Here is a 23567-nt window from a genome sequence, read left to right as displayed (position 1 = left end):
CCCTCCCCCGAGGGGCGACGTCTCGACTGAATGAGGGCCCGCGAAAGAGCCGAAAGCTAACCCCTCGGAGACCACCCACCACGGATGAGGGCCCGCCGGATGAGCCGGGCGACGCCGTCGTACCCATGCTCGCGAACTTGCTCGACCGTAATCACCACGGAGATCCAGCCGTTTGCTGCGAGCAAAGCTTCTCGTCGGAGGTCGGATTCCTTCTGCGCGGCGCTGAGGTGATGACCGCCGTCGTAATTTATTGCGACTTTGAACTCCGGAAAGGTGAGATCGGGCCACACCACTTCCCGGCCAAAGGGGTCGCGAACGACGTAGCTCAGCACCGGTTCGGGCAGGAACGCGCGGCCAATGGCGAGTCGCAGCCTTGTCTCTGGGGCGGAATCGGCTCCCACGCGTGCCAATTCCAGCGCCGCACGTGCCTTCCGAATGCCTCGTGCGCCGCGATGCCGATCGACCTGGGCGTTCAAATCCTCGGCAGAACAGAACGGCACCCTGTTATGCCCAAAGCTTCGCGTCTGCCGACAGATGAAGTGATCCGCGGCCGCAACGAGGTCCTCGAAGGGAAGCACCGCGGCGAGATCGAGCCATGTCCTGGCAGGACTGGTGACAGGAATGCCGTCCACTTGGCAAACATCCCCACGCGATAGAACCATCCGGTGGCCTCGAACCCCCTTGCGCTGGGGTCGAAAACTGCCGTCAAGCCTGGTCAAATGCACCAGGAGGTCGTGCTGGGAATCCCACGGCAACGGGCAACCCCACAGTGTCGCCGCGGTTTCACGGCAGCACACTGCACCCTCACTTAGAGCCGTAAGGAGCCGGGCTGTATGCGCGGGATCCTGCGCCTGGCCCCATGGAACGCGAACTCCCCTGCTGGCAACGCGGCGATCATCGTTCCACGCCCGGTGGTCCGGGAGGCCGGCAGCTCGTTGTTCGGCGAGCGTGAACGAACGTCCTCGAAGTTCAGGCGGAAGCGGCGGAGTGATCCTCATCAGCCATTGTTGGCACGTTTGAGCAGCACCTATGGGGTTACCCACAGTGTGGAGGGATAGTGGGGCCTTGGGACCTCATCGAGGGGTGAGATCTCGGGAGAAAGCACCACCCAAAGTGCCGAAAGCTAACCCCTCAGCGCCGACGAAAGACGCGAGAGCTAACCCTCGACGCCAAGAACCAAGAAGAACTAAATGGACGTCCGGTGGAAGTTCTGGTGGCTGCGGCTGGCGGTGGGACCGCGCTGGCCCTGGTAGCGGTTGCCGTATTCGCCGGAGCCGTAGGGGTGCTCGGCCGACGACGTGAGCCTGAAGAAGCAGAGCTGGCCGATCTTCATGCCAGGCCACAGCTTGATGGGGAGGGTGGCGACGTTCGACAACTCCAGGGTCACGTGCCCGGAAAATCCGGGGTCGATGAAGCCGGCAGTGGAGTGCGTCAGCAGCCCGAGACGGCCCAGGGACGACTTTCCTTCGAGGCGCGCGGCGATATCGTCCGCCAGGCTGACTGTTTCGTAGGTGGAGCCCAGTACGAACTCGCCGGGGTGCAGGATGAAGGGTTCGTCGCCTTCGACCTCTACCAGCCGCGTCAGTTCCGGCTGTTCTTCGGCGGGGTCAATGTGGGCGTACTTGTGGTTGTCGAACAGCCGGAAGAACCGGTCAATCCGGACGTCCACGGAAGACGGCTGGACCATCGCAGGGTCGTACGGTTCAAGAACAATCCGTTGGGAGTCTATTTCGGCACGAATATCGCGGTCAGAGATCAGCACAGCATCAAAAATACCCCATGCACCAAATACCCGATGCATTGTCCGGGCCGCCCCATGGGACTATAGTTCCCGGACATGTAGAACCGCGCCCGTACCTGGGGGCATCGATCATTCGCGGGGTAATTGTGAAAAAACTGGCAGCGCCTGCCGCTATTGTGCTGGCCGGAGCGCTGGCCTTGTGCGTGGCTGCTTCAAGCCAGCTCCTCCCGGCCACCCAAACCGTCCCTGACGGCACGGCTTCTTCAGCCGGCGTCCCGTCGGGACTGAACGCCCCGGAAGCGAGCACGACGGCGGACCCGGCACCGATCGCCGACCCTGCACCTTCCGAAGCCCCTCCAGTAGCCGGCAGCGCCGATCCCGCAAGCATCCCGGCTGCCGAACCAGCTGGCGGCGGTGGGCCGGTGGCGATTGATCCAGTGTTCGAGACGCCGCCGCCGGTACCGAACATCGGCCCGTCGTGGGGACCGGACAACCCCAGTGTCCCGGATACCGGCATCACTGACCCTCCCTCAGCGGATGCTGAGCCCGCACCAAGGGGCACCACATCCGCCGTGGTACCCGATCCCGCGCCAACGGCTCCCGCTATCGGACCGGTTCCACAGCAGACGCCGACTCCAACGCCGTCCGCGGCAACAACGCCAAGCCCCGCGCCGTCGGCCCCTACCCAGACTCCAAGCCCAACGCCGTCGGCTGCAACAACGCCGTCCGCCCCTACCCAGACGCCAAGCCCAACGCCGTCGGTGGTAACCCCGAAACCGACATCACCCACGACAACCCCAACCCCCCTCCCCGGCAAGGCGCCCAGCGAGTCAACCGGTCCCGATAGTGGAGCATTGGCGCTCCTTCCTGACAGCAATGCGGCCGCGATCCTGACGGTGTTCAACGCGATCAACAGCTACCGCGCGTCCCTCGGCTTGGCACCGGTGAAGTACCACGCAACGGTGGCAAGCCTGGCCCAGGAGTGGTCCAACAACATCGCGACCCGCGAAGTGATCCAGCACCGTCCCAATTTCTGGACCGACCCCCGGGCACTCAACCCGAACAACGGCGCGGGCGAAGTCATCGCAGTCCGCTGGGACCGTGACGCCGCGCAGCTTGTGGAGTGGTGGAAGCAGTCACCGGGCCACGATGCCCTGCTCCGGGATCCGCGGTTCAACGTGATGGGCATTGGCATCACGTACACGGACGGCAACTGGCAGACCACGCCGAACCGATACACGATTTGGGGTGTGGTGAACTTCTTTGGCTACACCACCCTCCCGGCGGGGACCACCACACGGCCCGGGGGAACGGTCACCCCGCCCACCGATCCGGTGGCTGTGTGCCAACCGGACAACAAATACCAACCCCCAACCGTGAACTTGAGCAAAGCATCCATCCGCAGTGCGGCCGATCTTGTCTCCATTTCCGGGAACGGCTCCGTGGTGGCTTACCCATCCTTGGGCGGCGGCCGCTACGGTGCGGGCAGAACGATTGGTAGTGGGTTCACCGGCATCAAGGACCTCTTCATTGTGGACTGGGACCGTGATGGCGTATTCGACCTCGTCTCGCAGAGGCTCGATGGCGCCCTCTTGGTGTTCCCCGGCCTCCAGGCCGGTGGTTTCAAGCCACGGATTACGTTGGGCCAGGGATGGGGGACGCTCAACATTGCAATTGGCACATGGTGCGCCAACAACAGGCTCCCCCAGATTGTGGCCATGGACTCCGGCGGCAACTTGTATTTGTACAGAAACGCGGGCTTGGGCCCCATAAAGACGCAGTCCGCCATCGGTACCGGCAACCCAGCGATCCGTCTGAGCATGGTGGACTACAACGCGGATGGCTTCCAGGACCTCCTGACCACCGAGGCCAACGGCACCTTGCGGCTCTATCGCGGCAGCGGCCTGGGCACTCCGAAACAGGAATCACGGCCGGCAGTCGGCGCAGCCTGGACCGACTACACGGGATTGCGCGCCCTGCGGGGTGTCACAGGGCCCGATTCGGTGGGGATCGCCGGCTTGGACCGCAACGGAGTGGTGGAATATTGGGACCTGACTACCGGGCGTCTCACAACCCCCGTGACCATCGGGGTTGGTTGGGGCGGACTGAAGTTCGCACAGTAGACCAGTTTGGGGCACCCAAGGCTGGCTACCGCCGTCGTGAATTAACGCGGCCTAAGCCGCCGAGCGCGCCTCAATCACTGTTTTGAGCCGTTCCAGCTGGGCTACTTCGCTTTCCATGGTCTTCTGGATCATGCCATTCATCAGCTTCTGCAGGCCCTTGGGGTGGTATTCCAGCGCGAAGCGGAGGCGCGTGGTGGCGCCCTCGGTGCTGAGGTAATAACCCCCGGTGGGTTTCGCCGGTCCGTTGACTACCTCAAAGCGGACTTCAGCGCCGGGTCGGGCGTCGGTGATTTTGAAGTCGGCGGCAATCGGGCGGCCACCGGGCCCGGTGAGCGTCTGCTGGTACACAGCACCCTTTTCTCCGCGAATTCCCGATCGGAGCGAGATGCTGCGAACACCTGACCGCCAGAGGGAATTGTTGGTGCCATCCATCAGGAACTGGAAAACAGTCATGGCATCCTTGTTGATCACCACTTCATGGGCTGCGAATGCCACGGAAACCTCTTTCGGCGTACGGTTCAATTGTCGTAGCCGGGTTCCCCATACACTGCAGCTAACACCTTCAGAATAGTCAGCCTCGAACGTGTTCGACACAGGACTGACGAGCCTTGACCGAATGGTTACCTGCGAATTTTCGGGGCATGGCTGACATGCGCGGCTAGGCCCGGTAGAGTGCCTGCCGCTGGCTAAAACCAAAATTGGGGGCGTAATGCGGGTTTATAACGGTCGGGTTTCCATGGGGAACGTCCGACGGCGGCTTGCGGCTTGCGCAGCTTTCCTCAGTCTGGCGGTGGTCGGCGGAGCCGTGCTCGCCGCTCCTGCGTCGGCGGTGGATACCCGGGTCGCGGCAGCGGTTCCGGCTGCGGCGAATCCGCTCCCTGGCGTGGACCCCTTGGGCGATCCGGCCGGCCTGTCTGTGCTGGTCAACAAGTCGCGACCGCTCAACCCGGCAAGTTACGCACCCGGCGACCTCGTCAATGCCCGCGGCTCGGGGCAGTATTTGCGCGCGGAAGCAGCGGCATGGCTGAATGGTTTGTTCCAGGGTGCTGCGGACGCCGGAACGGGCGGGCTTGCGGTGGTCAGCGGTTACCGCTCATACGCCCAGCAGCAGCAGTTGTATGCGTACTACGTCAGCATTTATGGTCAGGCGCAAGCCGATTTGATCTCCGCCCGTCCCGGGTACAGCGAGCATCAGACAGGCCTGGCCGTGGATGTCGGGAATGCCAACGGCTCGTGCGGATTGAGCACGTGCTTTGGGGACACCGCGGCTGGTATTTGGGTGGCTGCCAACGCTTATAAGTACGGCTTCATTGTCCGCTACCCCAACGGTTACACGGGCACCACGGGCTACAGCTATGAGCCGTGGCACCTGCGCTATGTGGGCGTGGATTTGGCCACAGATATGAAACGTCGCGGCATACCCACCATGGAGCAGTATTTCGCCGGTAATCCGTCGGCCTATGCAAGCATTACTTCCGGAGCGGACCTGGTGGCCGCAGACCCGAACGGCCGGCTTCTGCGTTATCCGGCTCAGGCGTGGGGAGGCTACGGAGCCCCCGTGCAGATTGGTTCCAATTGGACTGGCCTGAAGCAGGCATTCGTTGTGGACTGGGACTCCGATGGCGTCTACGACATCCTTGCTCAGTGGAACAACGGCACCCTTGGCCTGTTCAAAGGTTGGCCAGGCGGGGCTTTCTCAACCCAGATTGTGGTGGGAACGGGCGACTGGGACAAGATGACCATCACGGTAGGTAAATGGTCGAATGCCCAGGGTTACCCGGGCATCGTGGGTTACTTCCCGGATGGCGGGCTCCGGTATTACCCCAACACGTCAGGGAGGGCGCTGACTTACCGCGTCGACATCGGCAGCGGGTGGGCGGGCATGGGATTGACCATGGCCGACTGGGACGCTGATGGCGCCAACGACATCCTTGCCACCAACACGTCCGGGCAACTCCTCAGTTACCGCGGCAACGGCGCGGGCGGCTTTGCGGGCCTTCCTGTCACGGTGGGCTCAGGTTGGGGAACCATGAAGGCGTTGGTCCCCACTTTCGGATTGTCCGGGCCCGGTACGCGCAGCATCACGGCCCAAACCGTGGACGGCTACCTGGTCAGCTACGGCTTGGGACTGGGCGCTTGGACGACGCAACGCCAGGTGGGCAACGGTTGGAGCGGCATGAAGCTGTTCAAGTAAATGCCACAGGGAGTGGCGCACGGGAACCGCGGCGCGGTCAAGAGCAGCGCTGGAACTGCGCTAAGCTAGGACTCGCTCAGGGGATTTTCCCGGGGCAGTGCGGGCGTAGCTCAATGGTAGAGCGCTAGCTTCCCAAGCTCGATACGCGGGTTCGATTCCCGTCGCCCGCTCCAAGGAAACCCCTGATCCAGCGATCCGGGGTTTCTTCTGTCCCAGGCCTGATCTCCGGCCGCCTGCCCGAGGCTGACCGCCCCGCGGGCCGCCTGCCCGAGGCTCACCTCTCCCTTGCGCGCAGATCCCCAGTGACCCCGGCCACAGCGTGTTCCGCGGAGGTGTATCGTCAGGAGTCAGGAGTCATGTCGACTCCGCTCTAAGGGAGCCATCATGGGCGACAAATCACCGCGCCAAACTGCATCGAAAAAGTCCAGTAAGTCCATCAAGGAAAAGCGGGCGGACAAGCGGGCTTCCGAGTCCTCCGCCACCGAGGCCGCGAAGCCTTCCGCCGGCAACAAGAAGTGACCGCGCCAACTGGCCAGCTGAGCATAGGCGTCCTCGCTTCCTCGCTGAAGCCCAATGAGCGCCGCCTGCCCATCCATCCCCAGCATTTGGAGCGCATTGCTCCGGAAGTGCGTCAACAGCTCCGGTTCGAATACGGCTACGGCGAACGGTTCGGCGTCCCGGACAGCAAACTTGAATCTTTGGTGGGCGGGCTCGGGACGCGCGAGGAGTTGATCGCCAACACCGACGTCATCCTGCTCCCGAAGCCGCAGGCCCAGGATTTGGCCGAACTCCGCGACGGCCAAACGTTGTGGGGATGGCCTCACTGCGTGCAGGACCGAGCTATCACCCAGTTGGCGATAGATAAGAAGCTCACGCTCATTGCCTTCGAGGCAATGAACCACTGGGCGGGCGACGGCGGTTTTGGCCTGCACGTCTTCCACAAGAACAACGAGCTCGCCGGATACTGCTCCGTGTTGCATGCTCTGGCCCTCACGGGTTCCACGGGCGATTACGGCCGGCGCTTGAGTGCGGTGGTCATCGGTTTCGGGGCCACTGCCCGCGGCGCCGTCACGGCGCTCAACGCCCATGGCATTCACGACGTCCAGGTCCTCACCAACCGCGGCGTGGCCGCCGTCGGGTCCCCGATCCATTCGGTAAGGATCGTGCAGTTCGACCACGACAATGAGGCCCCGTTCCTCAGCGAGGTCATCACGAACAACGGTCGCAAGCCGTTGGCGCCCTTCCTTGCCGCGGCCGACATCGTGGTCAATTGCACCCTGCAGGACCCGAACGCGCCGCTGACATACTTGCGGACCGAGGACCTGGCGGAATTCCAGCCGGACAGCTTGATCGTGGATGTTTCCTGCGACGAAGGCATGGGCTTCAGCTGGGCGCGGACCACGACGTTCGACGAGCCCATGTTCCGCGTGGGTGGACACGTCAATTACTACGCGGTGGATCACAGTCCGTCGTACCTGTGGAACTCGGCCAGCTGGGAAATCAGCGAGGCTCTGTTGCCCTTCCTGGACACTGTGGTGGCGGGACCGGACGCGTGGGATGCCAACGAGACCATCAGCCGCGCTATCGAAATCCGCGACGGCGTCATCCGCAACCTAGACGTCCTGGAGTTCCAGGGTCGCTCGGCGGAGTACCCGCACCTCGCAACGTCATAGCACCAAACAGAAGGCAGCGCCCGCGGTTCGCCACCGGCGCTGCCTTCTCTGTTAAGCCGTCTGGGGCTCCTGCACAATCCGCAGCACCCGGCGCCGGTCGCGCAGGTCTACCTTCAGGTGCAAGGACGACTTTCTGGCCAGTACGACGGCGACTACCGCAGCCGCAATGGCCGGGACACCGCCCGCTATCAGGATGGCAACGTGGGGACCGAGGTGCTCGGCCAGCCAGCCCATCATGGGCCCGCCGATGGCCTGGCCACCAATCAACACCACGAGGTACAAACTCATGACGCGGCCGCGGATACTCATGTTGGAACTGGTCTGCACCATCTGGTTGGCGGCGGTCAGGAACATCAGGCACCAGAAACCGGCGAGCACCATGATGACGCTGAACCACACCATGGACGGCATGATCGAGGACAGGCAGAGCATCAGCCCGTACAACCCGGCCGATGTGACCACCGAGCGTAACCGCAACTGCCGACGTCGGGTGGACGCCACCGCTCCGGTCAGTGCACCGAGCGCAACCATCGCGTTCAGCAGTCCGTAGCCTCCGGCCCCGGCGTCGTACACGTGGTCCGCAAAAGCCGCCAACAGCACCGGAAGGCTCATCGCGAAAACTGCGACGAAGCCCGCCATAAGCCAAGGCCAGTAGATGGTGGGCTTGCTGAGCGCATAGTTCAGGCCTTCGCGCAGCATGCCCTTCTTGCGCGGTGTGGGCTGGCTGAGGTGCAGTTGGTCCTTGCGCAGGATGAGCAGCATGGTCACGGTGGAGCAGCACGCAACCGCGTTGGCGGCGAAGGCCCAGCCTGCACCGACAGCAGTGAGCAGCACACCGGCCAGGGCCGGCCCGATCAGGCCGCCGAGCTGGAAGGTCGTTGAGTTCACGCTGATGGCGTTGCGCAGGTATTTTGGCCCGACGAGTTCATTGACGAAGACCTGCCGTGCCGGTTGGTCGAGGACCGTCACGAAGCCCAGCGCCAGAGCAATGGCATACACGTGCCAGACCTCAACCCGCTGGCTCAGTGACAGCACGGCCAACAGGGCAGCCAGCACCGCAGCTGCCGACTGGCAGATGATGAGGATCTTCCGTTTGGGGAAGCGGTCGGCGATCATGCCGCCCCACGGTCCCAGGAAGAGCGACGGCATGAACTGCAGCGCCACGGTAATTCCGACGGCGGTAACGGAACCGGAAAGTTCCAGCACCATCCAGTCCTGGGCGATGCGCTGCATCCAGATGGCGATCACGGCGATGAAGTGGCCGATCGCGAAAATCCTGAAGTTGGGGACCTTCAGGGAGATGAAGGTATGCCGCCAGGGCAGCTTTTCACTCACGACGGCGAGTGGCTGGGTGACGGTGTCCGGTTGGTTTGTGTCCGGCAAGGGACGGGCGGACAGAGAATCGATGACGGGCTGGCTGACGTGTGCCGCTGAAGGCGGTGGGGGTGCCAAAAGTAGTCCTCGGATGGAGAGTTTCGGTGGGATGCGTTTAACGCTATGGTTGCCAGCAGCAATTATGGAAGCGTATTGCGCCTATAACTAGCATTGCGGAATGCAATGAGCGGTGTTCGGTGGCGCAGTGCTCCGACCCGGCGTTGACCTGCGCTTTAGGAGTTCCGTGTTCGAACCTGTCCAGCTCCGTTCCTTTTTGGCCGTCGCAGAGACGCTGAGTTTCACCAAAGCCGCAGAGCGTCTGGGACTTGCGCAACCGACGGTCAGCCAGCACGTCCGTAAGCTCGAGGCTGCCGCGAAACGGGTGCTTGTGGCCCGCGATACCCGCGAAGTCAGGCTGACGGACAACGGTGACGCCATGGCCGGCTTTGCCCGAAGTATCCTTGCCGCCCACGACTCCGCCGCACGATACTTTTCGGGTTCGGCCATGCGCGGCCGACTCCGCTTCGGTACCGCCGACGACCTCGCCATCACGGGCCTCCCGCGGATCCTGCGCGAGTTCCGGCAGTTGTACCCGCAGATCAACCTCGAGCTCACCGTCAGCCAAAGCGACCAGCTCTACAAGCGACTCAACGCCGGGCAGCTTGACCTTGTATTCGTAAAGTGGGTGGCCGGTGCCAAGGAAGGCACAGTAGTCCGGCATGACAACTTCGCCTGGGTTGGCGTCGAGCAGACCGTGCTGGAACCTGGAGCGCCAGTCCCACTCATCGCCTACCCGGCACCCAGCCTCAGCCGAAAGCTCGCCATCGATGCCTTGGAAGCCGAGGGCCGCACCTGGCGGATCACCTGCAGTACCAAGCAGATCAGCGGGGTCCTGGCTGCTGTGCGGGCAGGTATTGGCGTGGCCGTGATGCCTGCCTCGCTGGTACCGGAAGACCTGAAAGTCATCACCCAGCGCTTCGGCCTGCCCCCGGTGGGTGACGTCGACTTCACCCTGATCCGGAATCCGCTGGCGAACGCAGAGGTGATCGATGCCCTGACCCAGGCCATCATGGGCCGGACACTGAGTAAGTCGAATTAATGGCCACGTGTGCCGGTCCCGTTGAAGTGGCCGTAGTACGCTCACCCAATGGTTGACACCAAGCTCACGAGGCCGTCCGCAAACTTCCATGCTTCCTGGGTAGAGAGCTGGAACGAGTGGGGACCCTTAATCAGGATGGCTCGGCGGCTTTTGTGGCCGCGAGGTACGGCCTGGATCTACGCGACAGCAGCGACTTCGCGGAATGGGTTGGCCTGCTGCACGAGTTGCCCAAGGAGAGCTTCCAACCTCCCGAAGGCTTGGCCAACCAGACCACCATCTGGGTAGTCGAGGATGACACCTACCTGGGCGCCGCCAGCCTCAGGCACTCGTTGGTCAATGACTACCTCGTTGAGGTGGGAGGCAACATCGGCTACGGCATCCGGCCCAGTGCGCGGGGCCGGGGGCTCGCCAAACTAGCACTGAAAAGCGCCCTTCTGGAGGGTCGTGACCTCGGCATGGAACGAGTGCTCGTGACCTGCAAGCAGCCGAACGTGGCGTCGGCCCGCACCATCGAGGCGTGCGGCGGCGTTCTTGAAAGCGTCCGGCCACCGGAGAGTTCTGCCCCTGAACTAGGAGTCACCGATGCGATCCGGCGCTACTGGGTCCAGTTGTAGCGTGCGTGTGCGCGGCACGTCCGGGCACCCTTCCCGAGGCACCCCTTTCCGCTGTTCGCACCAGTAACCTCCGGCGCACGGGGCGTAAACGGGTGCGGTGTACGGGCATACCCGGCGCCCCGGGCGCAAAAGGGTGCGGCACAATGTTCAGCAGGCGATACGCCCTTACTGGGTAAGCGCATTCCCGGTATCCTGTGAAGCATGATCGACCTCACCACGTTGGCTGACCTCACGCCTGGCATCTGTTCCGTCACCCTCAGAGCGCACGGGATCGACGACGTCGTGCGGGTTTCCGCCGAGGCCGGCCTGGCAGGCATCGAATGGGGCACCGATGTCCACGTAAGTGACACGGAATCAGCCGCCCACGCCAAACGCGCAACGGAGGAGGCTGGGCTCAGGGTCTTGTCGCTTGGCTCGTACTACCGATGCGGCGCTTTCGGAGATTTCGGTAGGGCGCTGGATCTCGCTACCGCGCTGGGCGCCCCAAGGATCCGGGTATGGGCGGGGGAACTCGGATCCGAGGGTGCCGGCCCGGAGCGCTGGGACTCGGTGGTGACCGACACCCAGCGTATTGCCGATCTCGGGGCCGAGCGCGGGATCGGCATCGCCTTCGAATACCACGGCAACACCCTCACCGACTCCCCCGGTACTACCCTCGAGCTGCTGGACCGCGTCAACCACGCCAACGTCGGCACCTACTGGCAACCCGCCGTCGGGCTTTCCGACCAGCAGGCACTCGACTCGCTCCACCAGGTCCTGCCGCACGTGGTGGGCGTCCACTGCTTCTCGTGGGGGCCCGAAGCCGAACGGTTCCCGCTGCGGAACCGCGAGTTGCTATGGCAGACCGTCACCGACGTCCTGCGGGGCAACGGCAAGGATATGGACATCATGTTGGAATTCGTCGAGGACGACCTCCCGGAGAACGTCCTCAATGACGCCGCGTTCCTGCACACCATCACCCTGGGCGAGGACTAGCGCGAACGCCGTGTGCCCGGCGGAACCACACCGGAACGCCCGACGTCGGGAATCACCGCGGATGCCCGGGTCACCCGAGCGGCGGCGTGGTTATGCGGGCGATTCCGCGACCGGGGTTTCGGTGCTGCGGCGAAGCTTGACCACGCCGCTGACAGGTGGCGTATCCGGGTCTCCGGCAGCGAGCCGACCGATGTCCTCAAGCGGCAGGTGGACTGTGGACAACGCCGGACGGAAGTCGCGCAGGGTCTCGATATCGTCGAAGCCGGCGATGTTGGCGTCGCGGGGAATCCACACCCCTTCCGGCCGCAGCGCCGCTGTGACTCCGATAGCCATGACGTCGTTGACCGCGAAGATGCAGAGCCGCTCTTCGGAAGACTTGATGCGTTCCGCGAGCGCCAGGCCGGCGTCGTATCCTCCGGCGCGGTTGAAGCCGGTGCGGATAACCTCGGCCGGTGCCCTGCCGGCGTCGCCGAGTCCGCGCTGGAATCCGCGGACCCTGTCGTCGGAGGTGTACAGGCCTTCAGGGCCTGCGATGATCAGGAACGGGCCATCATGGGAGGCAGCCAGTTCTGCGGCAAGGCCAGCCGCGAGTTCCTCGTTAGGGACCTTCACTACGTGGTAGCCCTCTGAGGCGGAAGCGCCGACGATAGGGTGCCCCACCACCCCCACATGTCCGCCGTTGCGGCAGTACCGATCCAACTCGGCGGCGAGCTCGGCGTTGCCCTGCCGGTCCTCGGCCCGCACGGAGCGTGAACCGGCAATCACGATTGAGTCCGCGCGGCGGGCAGCGAAGGCTGCTACTGCCTCGCGCTCATCGGCGGGGGCGCCTGAGGTGCTTGCCAGCAGCACCATGCGATTCTGCTGCCGCGCGGCTTCCTGCACTCCACGGGCTATGGCCGAGAAGTAGGGATCGGCGATGTCGTGGACAATTAGGCCGATCAAGCCCGAACTGGACTTCGCGAGCGCCTGGGCCTGCGCATTGGGGACGTAGCCAAGTTTGTCGGCGGCCTCGCGGACGCGCTCCGCGATGTCCTCCGCGGGCTTGCGGGATGAGCCGTTGAGGACCCGGGAGGCTGTGGCCAGGGAAACTCCGGCTAAACGGGCAACTTCACTGAGTGTGCTGGCGGCCACGGGGCCCTCCTTGTCTGCAGGCGTCGGGACTGGCGCTAGGGAAATTATGTCAGGGCATACGCGAATTCGGGAAAGCGCTTGCCAAGCTGTCGCGCCATGGTGCATGATTCTTTGCAATGGGAATGCGCTTTCCCACACATGCAAAAGCAAGCACCGGCAACCGCAGAGCGACCGGCACATAAGGTACTGGAGAGAAAACATGGGTTTCGAAACAAAGACGATCCGCATCGCCATGAATGGCATCACCGGCCGCATGGGATACCGCCAGCACTTGCTGCGGTCCATCCTTCCCATCCGCGACGCCGGGGGTTTTACCCTTGAGGACGGCACCAAGGTCCAGGTCGAACCGATCCTCGTAGGCCGCAATGAAGCGAAGATCCGCGAACTCGCCGAGCTCCACAAGGTTTCCGAATGGACCACCGATCTGGATGCCGTCATCGCCGATCCCACCGTGGACATCATCTTCGACGCTTCCATGACCAGCCTCCGCGCCGCCACCCTGAAGAAGGCCATGCGCGCCGGCAAGCACATCTTCACCGAGAAGCCCACGGCCGAAACCCTCGAAGAGGCCATCGAGCTCGCACAGATCGGCAAGGAAGCCGGCGTCACCGCAGGCGTTGTGCACGACAAGCTGTACCTCCCCGGCCTGGTCAAGCTTCGCCGCCTGGTGGACGAAGGCTTCTTCGGCCGCATCCTCTCCATCCGTGGCGAGTTCGGCTACTGGGTCTTCGAAGGCGACGTGCAGGCTGCACAGCGCCCCTCCTGGAACTACCGCAAGGAAGACGGCGGCGGAATGACCACGGACATGTTCTGCCACTGGAACTACGTCCTTGAAGGCATCATCGGCAAGGTCAAGAGCGTCAACGCCAAGACAGCCACGCACATCCCCGCCCGTTGGGACGAGGCCGGCAAGGAATACAAGGCCACCGCAGACGACGCCTCCTACGGCATCTTCGAGCTCGAAACCCCGGGCGGCGACGACGTCATCGGCCAGATCAACTCTTCCTGGGCGGTCCGCGTCTACCGCGACGAACTGGTTGAGTTCCAGATCGACGGCACGCACGGTTCCGCCGTCGCCGGTTTGAACAAGTGCGTTGCACAGCAGCGCGCCCACACCCCCAAGCCAGTCTGGAACCCGGACCTGCCCGTCACCGAATCCTTCCGAAGCCAGTGGCAGGAAGTTCCCGCCAACGCCGAGCTGGACAACGGCTTCAAGCTGCAGTGGGAAGAATTCCTGCGGGACGTCGTCGCCGGCCGTGAGCACCGCTTCGGCCTGCTGTCCGCAGCCCGCGGCGTGCAGCTGGCCGAACTCGGCCTGCAGTCCTCGGCTGAACGCCGCACCATCGACATCCCGGAGATCACCCTCTAATGACGTCACTGATTCTTCCCACAGACGACGGCGGCACCCGCGAGTACCGCCTCCAGGCAGCCACATCGTGGGCCAAGCCGACCGCTCCCCTGACCGCCCGCCGCGCCTACGCCGCATCGCACGTCATTCCCGAAGTGTCCGCAGACAACACCCCCGGCGCTCCTGCACAGCTCGACTGGGACGCAACCCTGGCGTACCGGCACGAGCTGTGGTCCTACGGGCTGGGTGTTGCTGATGCCATGGATACCGCCCAACGCGGTATGGGCCTGGACTGGGCAGCAACCCAGCAGCTCATCAAGCGCACAGGTGCCGAGGCCGCTTCGGTCGTGGCCGGCAACAATGCGGCGACGGCCGGCAAGTCCGTGCGGGACCTCGTTTCCTGTGGCGCCGGAACCGACCAGCTGGATATTGCCGCCCTCCCAGATGGCGCGGCCGGTATCCAGGCCGTCATCGACGCCTACCGTGAGCAGATCGCCGTCGTCAGCGAGGCCGGCCCTAAGGTCATCCTCATGGCCTCCCGCGCCTTGGCCAAGGTCGCCAACAGCGCCGACGACTACCTGCACGTCTACTCCACGCTCCTGCAGGAAGTTGACCAGCCCGTCATCCTGCACTGGCTCGGCACCATGTTCGACCCCGCACTGGCCGGGTATTGGGGCTCCAATGACGTCTCCGTCGCCACCGAAACGTTCCTTAGCCTGATCCGCGAGCACTCGGACAAGGTTGACGGCGTCAAGGTTTCGCTGCTGGATGCTTCCCACGAGGTCGCCCTCCGCGCCAACCTGCCGGAAGGCGTCCGCCTCTACACCGGCGACGACTTCAACTACCCGGAACTGATCGACGGCGACGAGACGCACCACTCGGACGCCCTCCTGGGCATCTTCGCCGCCATCTACCCGGCCGCTTCGGTTGCGTTGCAGAAGTACGACGCCGGTCAGGGCGCCGAGGGCCGCGCCATCCTGGACTCCACCCGCGAGCTCGGGAAGCACATCTTCAGCGCCCCCACGTTCTACTACAAAACCGGGATCGCGTTCATGTCCTGGCTCAACGGAAAGCAGCCCGGTTTCCAAATGGTGGGCGGGCTCCATTCCGGCCGGTCGGTCCTGCACCTGGCCAAGACCTTCGAACTGGCGGACAAGGCAGGATTGTTGAAGGATCCGTCACTGGCAGCCTTCCGCATGTCGGACTACCTCCGGATCAACGGAGTAGGCGCATGAGCACCGATTTCTCGCGACTGTCCTTGAACAGCGCCACCACCAAGAAGTGGACACTTGCCGAGGCCGTCGACGGCTGTGCCCGCGCCGGCATTCCCGCGATTGGCCCTTGGCGTGACCGCGTGGCCGAGGCTGGCTTGGACAAAGCAGCCAAGCTCATCAAGGACGCCGGGCTCCGGGTTTCCTCGCTGTGCCGCGGCGGTTTCCTTACAGCGGCCGATGCCGAAGGACAGGCCGCCGCTCTGGCAGACAACTTCGACGCCGTCCGCGAAGCAGTAGCGCTCGACACCCAGGAGCTGTTCCTGGTGGTGGGTGGCCTCGCCCCCGGCGAAAAGGATGTGGTTGCGGCCCGTCAACGCGTGGCCGATCGCCTGGAAGAGCTGGTTCCCTTCGCTTCCGAGAACGGCGTCCGCTTGGTTCTTGAACCCCTGCACCCGATGTACGCCGCTGACCGCGCCCTGATCTCCACTTTGGGCCAGGCACTCGATCTCGCGGCGCCTTACGACGCAAGGGCTGTTGGCGTCGCCGTCGACACCTTCCACGTCTGGTGGGATCCGGAACTCAAGGCCCAGATTGAACGTGCTGGCCGGGAGAACCGCATCGCGTCCTACCAGGTGTGCGATTTCAACCTGCCGATCGCCGCTGACGCGTTGTTGTCGCGCGGCATGATGGGCGACGGCGTCATCGACTTCGCGACCATCGGTGCCTGGGTCAGGGACGCCGGGTACAGGGGCGACATTGAGGTTGAAATCTTTAACCAGGAGGTCTGGGATGCCGATGGGGACAGCGTCCTGGAAACCATGAAGCAGCGCTACGCGGAGCTCGTCCTCCCGTTCGCGTAACTACGTGATCCTCCCGCGGATGCCCTAAGCGCCGCGGGAGGATCGCTCCAAAGCCAGCGGGTCCCTGCCACGGTCACGGCAGGGGCCCGCTTCCTGCCAGCTCCAGCCGGGCCTTCGGCAGACCGATAAAGGTGACCGAACCGCCGTCGGGCCCTTGCAGTTCCAGGGTGATGTTCGAGGAGTCTCCCGTGGACTGCACCGAACGGACCCGGAACACCTCGCTCCGGATCTTCACGCTATCCCCGTGCTTGATCGCTTTGAGCTTGGTTGTGACGGCGTCGGCGGCAGGGTTCCGGCTACTTGTCTTTCCGCGGTTCCCGGCCATGATTTTCACGGATTTCCTCTCCGGTCCTGACAATTTCATCTTCCTTTTCCTGCATCTTGTCGCTCTTCCTGGTGTCGCGGGGCGGGAGCTGAATGCTCTCTTCAGCCTCAATGCCACCCTGCAACTGGCGGCCACGCTCCATTTCAGCATCGAATTCGGCGCCGAACAGCAAGGACATGTTCAGAATCCAGAGCCACAGCAACATGATGATGACGCCGGCCAGGGCGCCGTAGGTCTTGTTGTAGTTGCTGAAGTTGGCGACGTAGAAGCCGAAGCCCAGCGAAGCAAGGGCGAAAATGATTAGGGCGATAAGGGAGCCCATGCTCATCCAGCGGAACTTGGGCTGTTTGACGTTAGGGGTGAAGTAATAAAGGACGGCGATGATGGCCACCACAATGACGATGAGCACCGGCCATTTGGCGATGTTCCAGACCGTCAGGAACGCCTGGGACAATCCAATGGCACCGCCGATCGCTTCTGCCACTGGCCCACTGAGGACCAGCATGCCAGCGACCAGGGCGGCGCCAACCACGGCAACCACCGTCACTGCCAGCATCGTGCCGCGGAGCTTGATGAAACCACGCCCTTCGTCCACCTCATAGACGCGGTTCATTGCGCGGCTGAAAGCGGAAACATAGCCGGAGGCCGACCATAGGGCCACCACGATTCCAAAGAACAGGGCGAAGCCGGCCGCATTGGACTGGGTCAGTTCCTCGATGGGCTTTCGGAGGGTGTCAACGCCCGGTCCGGGAGCAAATTGCTGGACGATGTCCAGCAACGCCGAGGTGGTCTTGCCTGCATCGCCAAATATGCCGAGAAGCGAAACCAAGGCAAGGAGGGCGGGGAAGAGCGCGAGCACACCGTAGTACGTCAAGCCTGCCGCAGCGTCCGGGCACTGGTCCTTGGTGAACTCCCTCAGGGTCCTCTTGGCGATGTACATCCAAGTGGGCTTGACGAGGTCGTTGGGACTGTCCGGCTTGCGCGAGTCTTCCGGGGAAGGTGCGGTCCGCGCCTTCGCAGTGCTTGTGTGGGCTGAATCTTGTGTAGTCATGGGGCACTCGTCCGTGGGGGTAGGTTGCGCGAACAACTGACCCATCAATACTAAGCATGCTGATGATTCTTTAGGAAGAACCCACGCCGACTTTCACCGGAAACTACGCCAGCTTCGCGGCCAGCAGGAACTCGAACGGCGACTCAATCACAGAACGGATCACCTGGCCGGCTGCCCCCAGAAGCGTTCCGGAATGCTCCAAGCCGGACAATGTCAGGTTCTCCGGATCCAGGAGCCCGGGCGCGTGGCGCTCCAGACTGGCCAACAGGGCTGGTCGCAGCCACTCTCCCAGCACGGCAAAGTGTCCGCCGAGCACTACAGCCTCGATATCCATCAACCGGGCAGAGGAGGCCAGTGCGACTCCCAAGTAACGTCCGGCGTCGTCGACTGCCTTCCTGGCCTGCGGATCCCGCTGCCGAAGAGCCGCGAGCAGCAACTCAGCGCGCTCCTCCAACGCGCCGGGCGGAATGCCCGCCGCCTCGAATATCGCCTCTTGACCAGCGAAGGTTTCCAGGCACCCCGCCCCGCCACACGAACAGGACGGCCCGTCCGGGTTCACTACGATATGCCCCAACTCTCCCGCGGAGCCACCCGGCCCCGTGTACAGCTCGGACGCGATGATGACGCCGCCGCCTACACCCACTTCTCCGGATACGTAGAGGAAGTCGGCGGGCCCACCTCCATACCAAAGTTCGCCCAGCGCTGCACTGTTGGCTTCATTGGACAACCGCACTCCAAGCGGGGCCCCCTCCAGGAGGGCCCGTGGATTCAACGGCTCATTTTCCCAATGCAAATTGGGGGCGGACAGGACGACGCTTCGCTGCTCGTCCACCAGCCCGGGGACAGCCAGGCCGCCACCGAGGATGGCTATGCCTTCGGCGGCCGCAGCAGCCTTCGCCTCGGCCGCCAAGGCGCCGAGACGCTCCATCACCGTCGCCGGCTCTAAGCCCCGGTTGGGCGACTCAACACTTGCATGGAAGCGCAGGTTGCCACCGAGGTCCACCACGCCTACGGCCAGGTAATCCACGTTGATTTCCATGCCGATCACGCCGCGCCGGGAACTGAGCTCCAGGCCCTGGCCAGGCCTCCCCCGCTCGCCGTCGCGGTAGAGGCCCACCTCGGCGACCAACCCGGATTCCACGAGGTCGGCGACAAGGCTGGACACCGCGGCCTTGGTGAGCCCGGTCCCGGCGGCAAGCTGCGCGCGGCTGGGCTTGGCATCGCCCGTCTTGGCAATGGAGTCCAGCACGAGCGAAAGATTACGACGGCGGACATCGCCCACGCGCCCGGGCGCGGTTGCATCAATCACGGGTACGGACCTCCCTGCGGATTCGAAAAAACTTTTTGCCGGCTTCCATTGACCATAATCCATCATCCCCCATATAGTTCAGATTGAAAACTAATTGGAGGGCATCACTTTCCGTCCCTTCCCAGTGCTTTGCAAAGGAGCAAAATGACCCTGCAGCCCACCCCCCAGGACCGTTTCACCTTTGGCCTTTGGACCGTTGGCTGGACTGGCGCGGACCCATTCGGCGTCGCAACCCGCCCGGCCCTGGACCCGGTAGAAGCCGTCCACAAGCTCAGCGAGCTCGGCGCCTACGGCATCACTTTTCACGACAATGACCTGATCCCTTTCGATGCCACCGCCTCCGAACGTGAACTGATCCTGAAGAACTTCAAGGCCGCACTGGCCGAAACCGGCATGAAGACGCCCATGGTCACCACCAACCTCTTCAGCCACCCCGTCTTCAAGGACGGCGGCTTCACGTCGAACGACCGCTCCATCCGTCGCTTCGCCCTGAGCAAGATCCTCCGCAACATCGATCTCGCCGCCGAGCTTGGCGCCGAGACGTTCGTGATGTGGGGCGGCCGCGAAGGCAGCGAATATGACGGTTCGAAGGACCTTTCCGCCGCACTGGACCGCATGAAGGAAGGCGTTGACACAGCGGCCGGCTATATCAAGGAGAAGGGTTACGGCCTCCGGATCGCCCTGGAGCCCAAGCCGAACGAACCCCGCGGCGACATCTTCCTTCCCACGGTCGGCCACGGCCTCGCGTTCATCGCGCAGCTGGAACACGGTGACATCGTGGGCCTCAACCCCGAGACGGGCCACGAGCAGATGGCGGGCCTGAACTTCACCCACGGCATCGCACAGGCCCTGTGGGCCGGAAAGCTTTTCCACATCGACCTTAACGGCCAACGTGGAATCAAGTACGACCAAGACCTTGTTTTCGGCCACGGCGACCTCACCAGCGCCTTCTTCACCGTTGACCTTCTGGAGAACGGCTTCCCGAACGGCGGACCGAAGTATGACGGCCCGCGGCACTTCGACTACAAGCCGTCACGCACTGACGGTTACGACGGCGTCTGGGAATCCGCAAAGTCCAACATGTCCATGTACCTCCTGCTCAAGGAACGGGCACTGGCGTTCCGCGCGGATCCCGAAGTTCAGGAAGCACTGGCCACCTCAGGCGTGTTCGAGCTGGGTGAGCCTACTCTTGGCGCGGGCGAGAGCACCGCGGACCTGCTGGCTGATGCCAGCGCTTTCGAAACCTTCGACGCCGACCAGGCCGCGGAGCGCTCGTTCGCCTTCGTCCGCCTCAACCAGTTGGCCATCGAGCACCTCCTCGGCGCCCGCTAAGCCACTCCCGTCCACCACCATCCATGCCGGACGTGCCCTTGTTTTGAGGCCGCGTCCGGTATGTCCTCCAAAGGATTTACCCATGCCACTCGTAGCCGGGATAGACAGCTCCACCCAGTCCTGCAAGGTGATCATCCGGGACTCAGCCACAGGCGCCTTGGTGCGACAAGGCCGGGCTTCCCATCCAGAGGGAAGCGAAGTCCATCCGGACCACTGGTGGACTGCGCTGCTGGAGGCGATTGCGGAGGCGGGTGGCCTGGATGATGTGGACGCCGTCTCCATCGGTGGGCAGCAGCATGGCATGGTGTGCCTGGACGAATCCGGAGACGTTGTTCGCCCGGCCCTGCTGTGGAACGACACACGTTCAGCACCGGACGCCGAGGATCTCATCCGCGAGGCCGGTGATGGCGATTCAGTGGCCGGTGCCGCCCAGTGGGCAAGCAGCACAGGAACCGTGCCGGTCGCTTCATTGACGGCCACTAAGCTGCGTTGGCTGGCCCGCAATGAGCCAGAAAACGCCGCCCGCACGGCCGCAGTATGCCTTCCCCATGATTGGTTGTCCTGGCGCCTGGCAGGCCATGGTCCCGGAACAGGGCCTGCGTCGCTGGACCTTCTCCGGACCGACAGATCCGACGCCTCCGGCACCGGCTACTTTTCGGCCACCGCCGGGGAGTATCTTCCCGAAGTACTCCGGAGCACGCTGGGGCATGTACCGGTTCTGCCTACCGTCGTGGGGCCTTTGGAAGTGGCAGGCAAGACTCCGGACGGTGCCTTGATCGGGCCGGGTGCCGGCGATAACGCTGCGGCGGGCCTGGGTGTCAATGCCGGAGTCGGCGATGTAGTCATATCCATTGGGACATCAGGGACAGTATTCGCCGTCTCGGATGTTTCCTCACGCGACGCCAGCGGGCTGGTGGCTGGTTTCGCTGATGCCACCGGGAATTACCTTCCGCTGGCGTGCACGCTCAACGCCACACGGATTTTTGACTCCACCGCCGCTTTGCTGGGCGTAACGCTCCAGGAACTCGGGGAGCTGGCGTTGACCGCGCCGGAAGGATCCGGCGGACTGACCATGGTGCCGTATTTCGAGGGCGAGCGGACACCCAACCTGCCGAACGCCACCGGCTCGCTCCACGGACTTACCCTCTCCAACTACACCCCCGCCAACCTGGCCAGGGCCGCAGTCGAGGGCGTGCTGTGCTCACTCGCCGATGGCCTGGCAGCCCTCCAGGCCCAGGGTGTCGAAGCCCGGCGCATCATCCTGGTGGGCGGGGGCGCACAATCCGAAGCCGTCCAACAGGTGGCCGCCGCCGCATTCGGGGTTCCGGTCTTCGTGCCGAAGCCGGGCGAGTACGTTGCTGACGGTGCCGCGCGGCAGGCAGCGGGTGTCCTGGCGGGTACGTTGCCTGACTGGCCGGTGGAAGGTGTGAACGTGAGCGCACGGAACGGCGACGCGCCCGCTGCCTTTCTTACGAGGTACCGGCATTACGCCGCAAGGGCGGCCATCGGCTGATCATCGTGGCCAGTGCTCTATCGTGACAGGGTGAGCTCTGAACGAACTGCACCAACCCGCCCGCCGGTTATGGAGGACGTCGCCCGCGTTGCCGGGGTGTCCCATCAGACCGTTTCACGGGTCCTCAACAACCACCCCAACGTGAGTTCCAAGACCCGCGAGCGCGTCGAACAGGCCATCACCGATCTGGGTTACCGCCGCAACGTTGCCGCCCGCAGCTTGGTGACGCGGCGCTCCCAAACCATTGGAGTGCTCGGCAGCGAGCTGGCGCAGTACGGACCATCCCACACGCTGCTGGGCGTTCAGCAGGCTGCGAGGGATGCCGGCTATTTCGTCAGTGTTGCAGGCCTGCGCGAGGTCACCCCGGAAACCATCAAGGACGCCATCGCCCACTTCATGGACCAGGGCGTGGACGGCATTGTGGTGACGGTGCCACACCCTGGAACTTTCGACGTCCTGCGGGACATTACAGCCCAGGTTCCGTTGGTGGCCGTAGGGTCTGTGGGCGATGAGAACCTCAGCGGTGCCACGGTCGACCAACGGCAAGGTGCCCGGCTCGCAGTCCACCACCTCCTGGACCTTGGCCATACCAAGATAGGCCACCTGTCCGGGCCGGCCGATTGGATCGACGCTGCGGCCCGCATCGACGGCTGGCGGGACACTTTGGCTGAAGCGGGGCTTGAGCCGGCCACACTGATCGAGGGCGATTGGAGTGCTGAATGTGGTTATCGCGAAGGCCTGAAGATCGCGGCTGAGCGCTCAATGACGGCTCTTTTTGTTGCCAACGACCAGATGGCCCTGGGGGTCCTGCGGGCCTTCAATGAGACCGGCGTCCAGGTTCCCACCGACATCAGTGTGGTGGGCTTCGATGACCAACCGGAATCCGCGTATTTCATTCCGCCCCTGACCACCGTTGCCCAGGACTTCGAAGAGTTGGGCCAGCGCTGCATCGACCTGCTGCTCGAGCACTTGGACAAGGGCACATCGCAGGCGCCGGCGACGGTCACGCCTCGCCTGGTTGTCCGCTCCACCACCGCCCAGGCCCGAACCGCCTAGCCCGGACCCTGCCGAGGGGCAGGCTTAGGGGTTGGCTACGGCCCCCACCCAGACATTGTCGTGAACTTTACGCCAGCCCTCTGCTTCGAGGGCCTTGGTGTCGAACCCGGTTGTTACCAGCTTTACGGTGGGCTGTCCCATGTGGCTGGTGGTTACGATTTCCCGTTCACCGGTAATCCCATCGGAACAAGCCAGCATCCATTGGTCCGGCTTGTCGACGGGGTAGGCAGCGATGCAGGCCGTCGTGCGCTCGGGGCTCTCTGCTGCGAAGTACTTAACCCGGTTGTCCTCGGCCAAAAGCCGGAAGTCTGAAGGCAAGTCAGGCTTTTCGCTCCGAATATCGGCGGGCAGTGCGTCTTTTGCCTCGGCGGGCCGTTGTACGGCCGCAATCCCGGAGTAGCCGGAGCACCCGGCAAGCAACCCGGTGAGCAGCAGGAGCGCCACAGCGGCGGCAGCGGACTTCATCTCGCGGTATCTCAATGTTCCCCCAAACAGTTTGTCGTGCCAGCCTACCCGGGAGCGGACTTGGACAGAGCGGCGAACCGCTCTTGACATCAAAGTTGTGAGCGCTAACAATTGCATCAGACCTTCTTCACTTTTCCACCCCGAACCCCGGCAATGAGGCCCTGGCCAGC

At 63.8% G+C, this 23567-nt stretch carries 22 protein-coding genes and 1 tRNA gene; 14 read left to right on the top strand and 9 right to left on the bottom strand.

What is annotated here, in order from left to right; translation table 11 throughout:
• Window positions 1–56: 56 nt before the first annotated feature.
• Both ABHM97_RS21545 and dcd read right to left on the bottom strand, forming a co-directional pair.
• Entirely contained in the window at window positions 57–998 is a 942-nt protein-coding gene (locus tag ABHM97_RS21545) for a type IV toxin-antitoxin system AbiEi family antitoxin (protein WP_502921312.1), read from the bottom strand.
• Between the two features lie 188 nt (window positions 999–1186).
• Complete coding sequence (gene dcd / locus ABHM97_RS19530) at window positions 1187–1762, bottom strand: dCTP deaminase (RefSeq protein ID WP_011776299.1); 576 nt, start codon at window positions 1760–1762, stop codon at window positions 1187–1189.
• Between the two features lie 125 nt (window positions 1763–1887).
• Between dcd and ABHM97_RS19525 the strand changes: the two genes are divergently transcribed.
• Window positions 1888–3864, top strand: coding sequence for a CAP domain-containing protein (locus ABHM97_RS19525; protein WP_349471916.1), 1977 nt, complete (start codon window positions 1888–1890; stop codon window positions 3862–3864).
• 51 nt (window positions 3865–3915) lie between these two features.
• Here ABHM97_RS19525 and ABHM97_RS19520 read toward each other — a convergent pair whose 3' ends face one another.
• Window positions 3916–4359 carry an SRPBCC family protein gene (locus ABHM97_RS19520; RefSeq protein ID WP_349471915.1) on the bottom strand — a complete coding sequence of 148 codons (444 nt, stop codon included), beginning with the start codon at window positions 4357–4359 and terminating at the stop codon, window positions 3916–3918.
• Between the two features lie 241 nt (window positions 4360–4600).
• Here ABHM97_RS19520 and ABHM97_RS19515 point away from each other — a divergent pair, with 241 nt between their 5' ends.
• The 4 genes from ABHM97_RS19515 to ABHM97_RS19500 all read left to right on the top strand — a co-directional run bounded on the left by ABHM97_RS19515 (window position 4601) and on the right by ABHM97_RS19500 (window position 7731).
• Window positions 4601–6058, top strand: coding sequence for a M15 family metallopeptidase (locus tag ABHM97_RS19515; RefSeq protein WP_349471914.1), 1458 nt, complete (start codon window positions 4601–4603; stop codon window positions 6056–6058).
• Window positions 6059–6157: 99 nt separating this feature from the next.
• Window positions 6158–6231: transfer RNA gene (locus tag ABHM97_RS19510), tRNA-Gly, on the top strand.
• 211 nt (window positions 6232–6442) lie between these two features.
• Window positions 6443–6577: a hypothetical protein gene (locus ABHM97_RS19505; protein ID WP_349471913.1), complete on the top strand. Its 135-nt coding sequence runs from the start codon at window positions 6443–6445 to the stop codon at window positions 6575–6577.
• Complete coding sequence (locus ABHM97_RS19500) at window positions 6574–7731, top strand: N(5)-(carboxyethyl)ornithine synthase (protein ID WP_349471912.1); 1158 nt, start codon at window positions 6574–6576, stop codon at window positions 7729–7731. Before ABHM97_RS19505 ends, ABHM97_RS19500 begins: the two co-directional genes overlap by 4 nt.
• Window positions 7732–7782: 51 nt before the next feature.
• Here the strand turns inward: ABHM97_RS19500 and ABHM97_RS19495 are convergent, their stop codons facing one another.
• Window positions 7783–9183: an MFS transporter gene (locus ABHM97_RS19495; protein WP_349471911.1), complete on the bottom strand. Its 1401-nt coding sequence runs from the start codon at window positions 9181–9183 to the stop codon at window positions 7783–7785.
• Window positions 9184–9349: 166 nt separating this feature from the next.
• Between ABHM97_RS19495 and ABHM97_RS19490 the strand changes: the two genes are divergently transcribed.
• From ABHM97_RS19490 to ABHM97_RS19480, 3 genes are all read left to right on the top strand, one after another.
• A complete protein-coding gene (locus ABHM97_RS19490) occupies window positions 9350–10204 on the top strand; it encodes a LysR substrate-binding domain-containing protein (protein WP_024818365.1) in 855 nt (284 codons plus the stop codon).
• A gap of 116 nt (window positions 10205–10320) precedes the next feature.
• Window positions 10321–10818, top strand: coding sequence for a GNAT family N-acetyltransferase (locus ABHM97_RS19485; RefSeq protein WP_349471910.1), 498 nt, complete (start codon window positions 10321–10323; stop codon window positions 10816–10818).
• A gap of 201 nt (window positions 10819–11019) precedes the next feature.
• Complete coding sequence (locus ABHM97_RS19480) at window positions 11020–11793, top strand: sugar phosphate isomerase/epimerase family protein (RefSeq protein WP_349471909.1); 774 nt, start codon at window positions 11020–11022, stop codon at window positions 11791–11793.
• Between the two features lie 90 nt (window positions 11794–11883).
• On the opposite strand, the gene ABHM97_RS19475 is transcribed toward ABHM97_RS19480, so the two are convergent.
• Window positions 11884–12924, bottom strand: a complete 1041-nt coding sequence (locus ABHM97_RS19475) for a LacI family DNA-binding transcriptional regulator (RefSeq protein WP_349471908.1) — start codon at window positions 12922–12924, stop codon at window positions 11884–11886.
• 199 nt (window positions 12925–13123) lie between these two features.
• Here ABHM97_RS19475 and ABHM97_RS19470 point away from each other — a divergent pair, with 199 nt between their 5' ends.
• From ABHM97_RS19470 to ABHM97_RS19460, 3 genes are read left to right on the top strand one after another with little or no spacing between them, the layout of a single operon-like run.
• A complete protein-coding gene (locus ABHM97_RS19470; RefSeq protein WP_166842176.1) occupies window positions 13124–14293 on the top strand; it encodes a Gfo/Idh/MocA family protein in 1170 nt (389 codons plus the stop codon).
• Entirely contained in the window at window positions 14293–15507 is a 1215-nt protein-coding gene (locus ABHM97_RS19465) for a dihydrodipicolinate synthase family protein (protein WP_349471907.1), read from the top strand. The genes ABHM97_RS19470 and ABHM97_RS19465 overlap by 1 nt, the downstream gene beginning before the upstream one ends.
• On the top strand, window positions 15504–16346 hold the full coding sequence (locus tag ABHM97_RS19460; protein ID WP_349471906.1) for a sugar phosphate isomerase/epimerase family protein: 843 nt from the start codon (window positions 15504–15506) through the stop codon (window positions 16344–16346). Before ABHM97_RS19465 ends, ABHM97_RS19460 begins: the two co-directional genes overlap by 4 nt.
• A gap of 73 nt (window positions 16347–16419) precedes the next feature.
• Here ABHM97_RS19460 and ABHM97_RS19455 read toward each other — a convergent pair whose 3' ends face one another.
• From ABHM97_RS19455 to ABHM97_RS19445, 3 genes are all read right to left on the bottom strand, one after another.
• The gene (locus tag ABHM97_RS19455; protein ID WP_349471936.1) at window positions 16420–16671 is read right to left on the bottom strand and encodes a hypothetical protein; all 252 of its coding nucleotides are present in this window, start codon (window positions 16669–16671) and stop codon (window positions 16420–16422) included.
• Complete coding sequence (locus tag ABHM97_RS19450; RefSeq protein WP_235517892.1) at window positions 16643–17722, bottom strand: YihY/virulence factor BrkB family protein; 1080 nt, start codon at window positions 17720–17722, stop codon at window positions 16643–16645. The genes ABHM97_RS19455 and ABHM97_RS19450 overlap by 29 nt, the downstream gene beginning before the upstream one ends.
• 103 nt (window positions 17723–17825) lie before the next feature.
• Window positions 17826–19094 (bottom strand): ROK family transcriptional regulator, encoded by a 1269-nt coding sequence (locus ABHM97_RS19445; RefSeq protein WP_349471935.1) that lies wholly within the window; start codon window positions 19092–19094, stop codon window positions 17826–17828.
• An 81-nt stretch (window positions 19095–19175) separates the two neighbouring features.
• On the opposite strand from ABHM97_RS19445, the gene xylA reads away from it, so the two are divergent.
• The 3 genes from xylA to ABHM97_RS19430 all read left to right on the top strand — a co-directional run bounded on the left by xylA (window position 19176) and on the right by ABHM97_RS19430 (window position 22932).
• Entirely contained in the window at window positions 19176–20363 is a 1188-nt protein-coding gene (gene xylA / locus ABHM97_RS19440; protein ID WP_235517894.1) for a xylose isomerase, read from the top strand.
• Window positions 20364–20445: 82 nt separating this feature from the next.
• The gene (gene xylB / locus ABHM97_RS19435) at window positions 20446–21876 is read left to right on the top strand and encodes a xylulokinase (RefSeq protein WP_235517895.1); all 1431 of its coding nucleotides are present in this window, start codon (window positions 20446–20448) and stop codon (window positions 21874–21876) included.
• Between the two features lie 69 nt (window positions 21877–21945).
• A complete protein-coding gene (locus ABHM97_RS19430) occupies window positions 21946–22932 on the top strand; it encodes a LacI family DNA-binding transcriptional regulator (RefSeq protein WP_349471934.1) in 987 nt (328 codons plus the stop codon).
• A 24-nt stretch (window positions 22933–22956) separates the two neighbouring features.
• On the opposite strand, the gene ABHM97_RS19425 is transcribed toward ABHM97_RS19430, so the two are convergent.
• Window positions 22957–23397 (bottom strand): hypothetical protein, encoded by a 441-nt coding sequence (locus ABHM97_RS19425; protein ID WP_349471905.1) that lies wholly within the window; start codon window positions 23395–23397, stop codon window positions 22957–22959.
• Window positions 23398–23567 lie beyond the last annotated feature (170 nt).

Source organism: Paenarthrobacter sp. CAP02 (assembly GCF_040137855.1).
Lineage (GTDB): Bacteria > Actinomycetota > Actinomycetes > Actinomycetales > Micrococcaceae > Arthrobacter.
This window is presented reverse-complemented; position numbering and strand designations above follow the sequence as displayed.

Bases quoted from the DNA above. Each gene is read 5' to 3' on its own strand.
- ABHM97_RS21545 (WP_502921312.1), bottom strand. From the start codon at position 998: ATGAGGATCACTCCGCCGCTTCCGCCTGAACTTCGAGGACGTTCGTTC.
- ABHM97_RS19515 (WP_349471914.1), top strand. From the start codon at position 4,601: ATGGGGAACGTCCGACGGCGGCTTGCGGCTTGCGCAGCTTTCCTCAGT.
- ABHM97_RS19505 (WP_349471913.1), top strand. From the start codon at position 6,443: ATGGGCGACAAATCACCGCGCCAAACTGCATCGAAAAAGTCCAGTAAG.
- ABHM97_RS19480 (WP_349471909.1), top strand. From the start codon at position 11,020: ATGATCGACCTCACCACGTTGGCTGACCTCACGCCTGGCATCTGTTCC.
- ABHM97_RS19470 (WP_166842176.1), top strand. From the start codon at position 13,124: ATGGGTTTCGAAACAAAGACGATCCGCATCGCCATGAATGGCATCACC.
- ABHM97_RS19465 (WP_349471907.1), top strand. From the start codon at position 14,293: ATGACGTCACTGATTCTTCCCACAGACGACGGCGGCACCCGCGAGTAC.
- ABHM97_RS19460 (WP_349471906.1), top strand. From the start codon at position 15,504: ATGAGCACCGATTTCTCGCGACTGTCCTTGAACAGCGCCACCACCAAG.
- ABHM97_RS19455 (WP_349471936.1), bottom strand. From the start codon at position 16,671: ATGGCCGGGAACCGCGGAAAGACAAGTAGCCGGAACCCTGCCGCCGAC.
- ABHM97_RS19450 (WP_235517892.1), bottom strand. From the start codon at position 17,722: ATGACTACACAAGATTCAGCCCACACAAGCACTGCGAAGGCGCGGACC.
- ABHM97_RS19445 (WP_349471935.1), bottom strand. From the start codon at position 19,094: ATGGATTATGGTCAATGGAAGCCGGCAAAAAGTTTTTTCGAATCCGCA.
- xylA (WP_235517894.1), top strand. From the start codon at position 19,176: ATGACCCTGCAGCCCACCCCCCAGGACCGTTTCACCTTTGGCCTTTGG.
- xylB (WP_235517895.1), top strand. From the start codon at position 20,446: ATGCCACTCGTAGCCGGGATAGACAGCTCCACCCAGTCCTGCAAGGTG.
- ABHM97_RS19430 (WP_349471934.1), top strand. From the start codon at position 21,946: ATGGAGGACGTCGCCCGCGTTGCCGGGGTGTCCCATCAGACCGTTTCA.
- ABHM97_RS19425 (WP_349471905.1), bottom strand. From the start codon at position 23,397: ATGAAGTCCGCTGCCGCCGCTGTGGCGCTCCTGCTGCTCACCGGGTTG.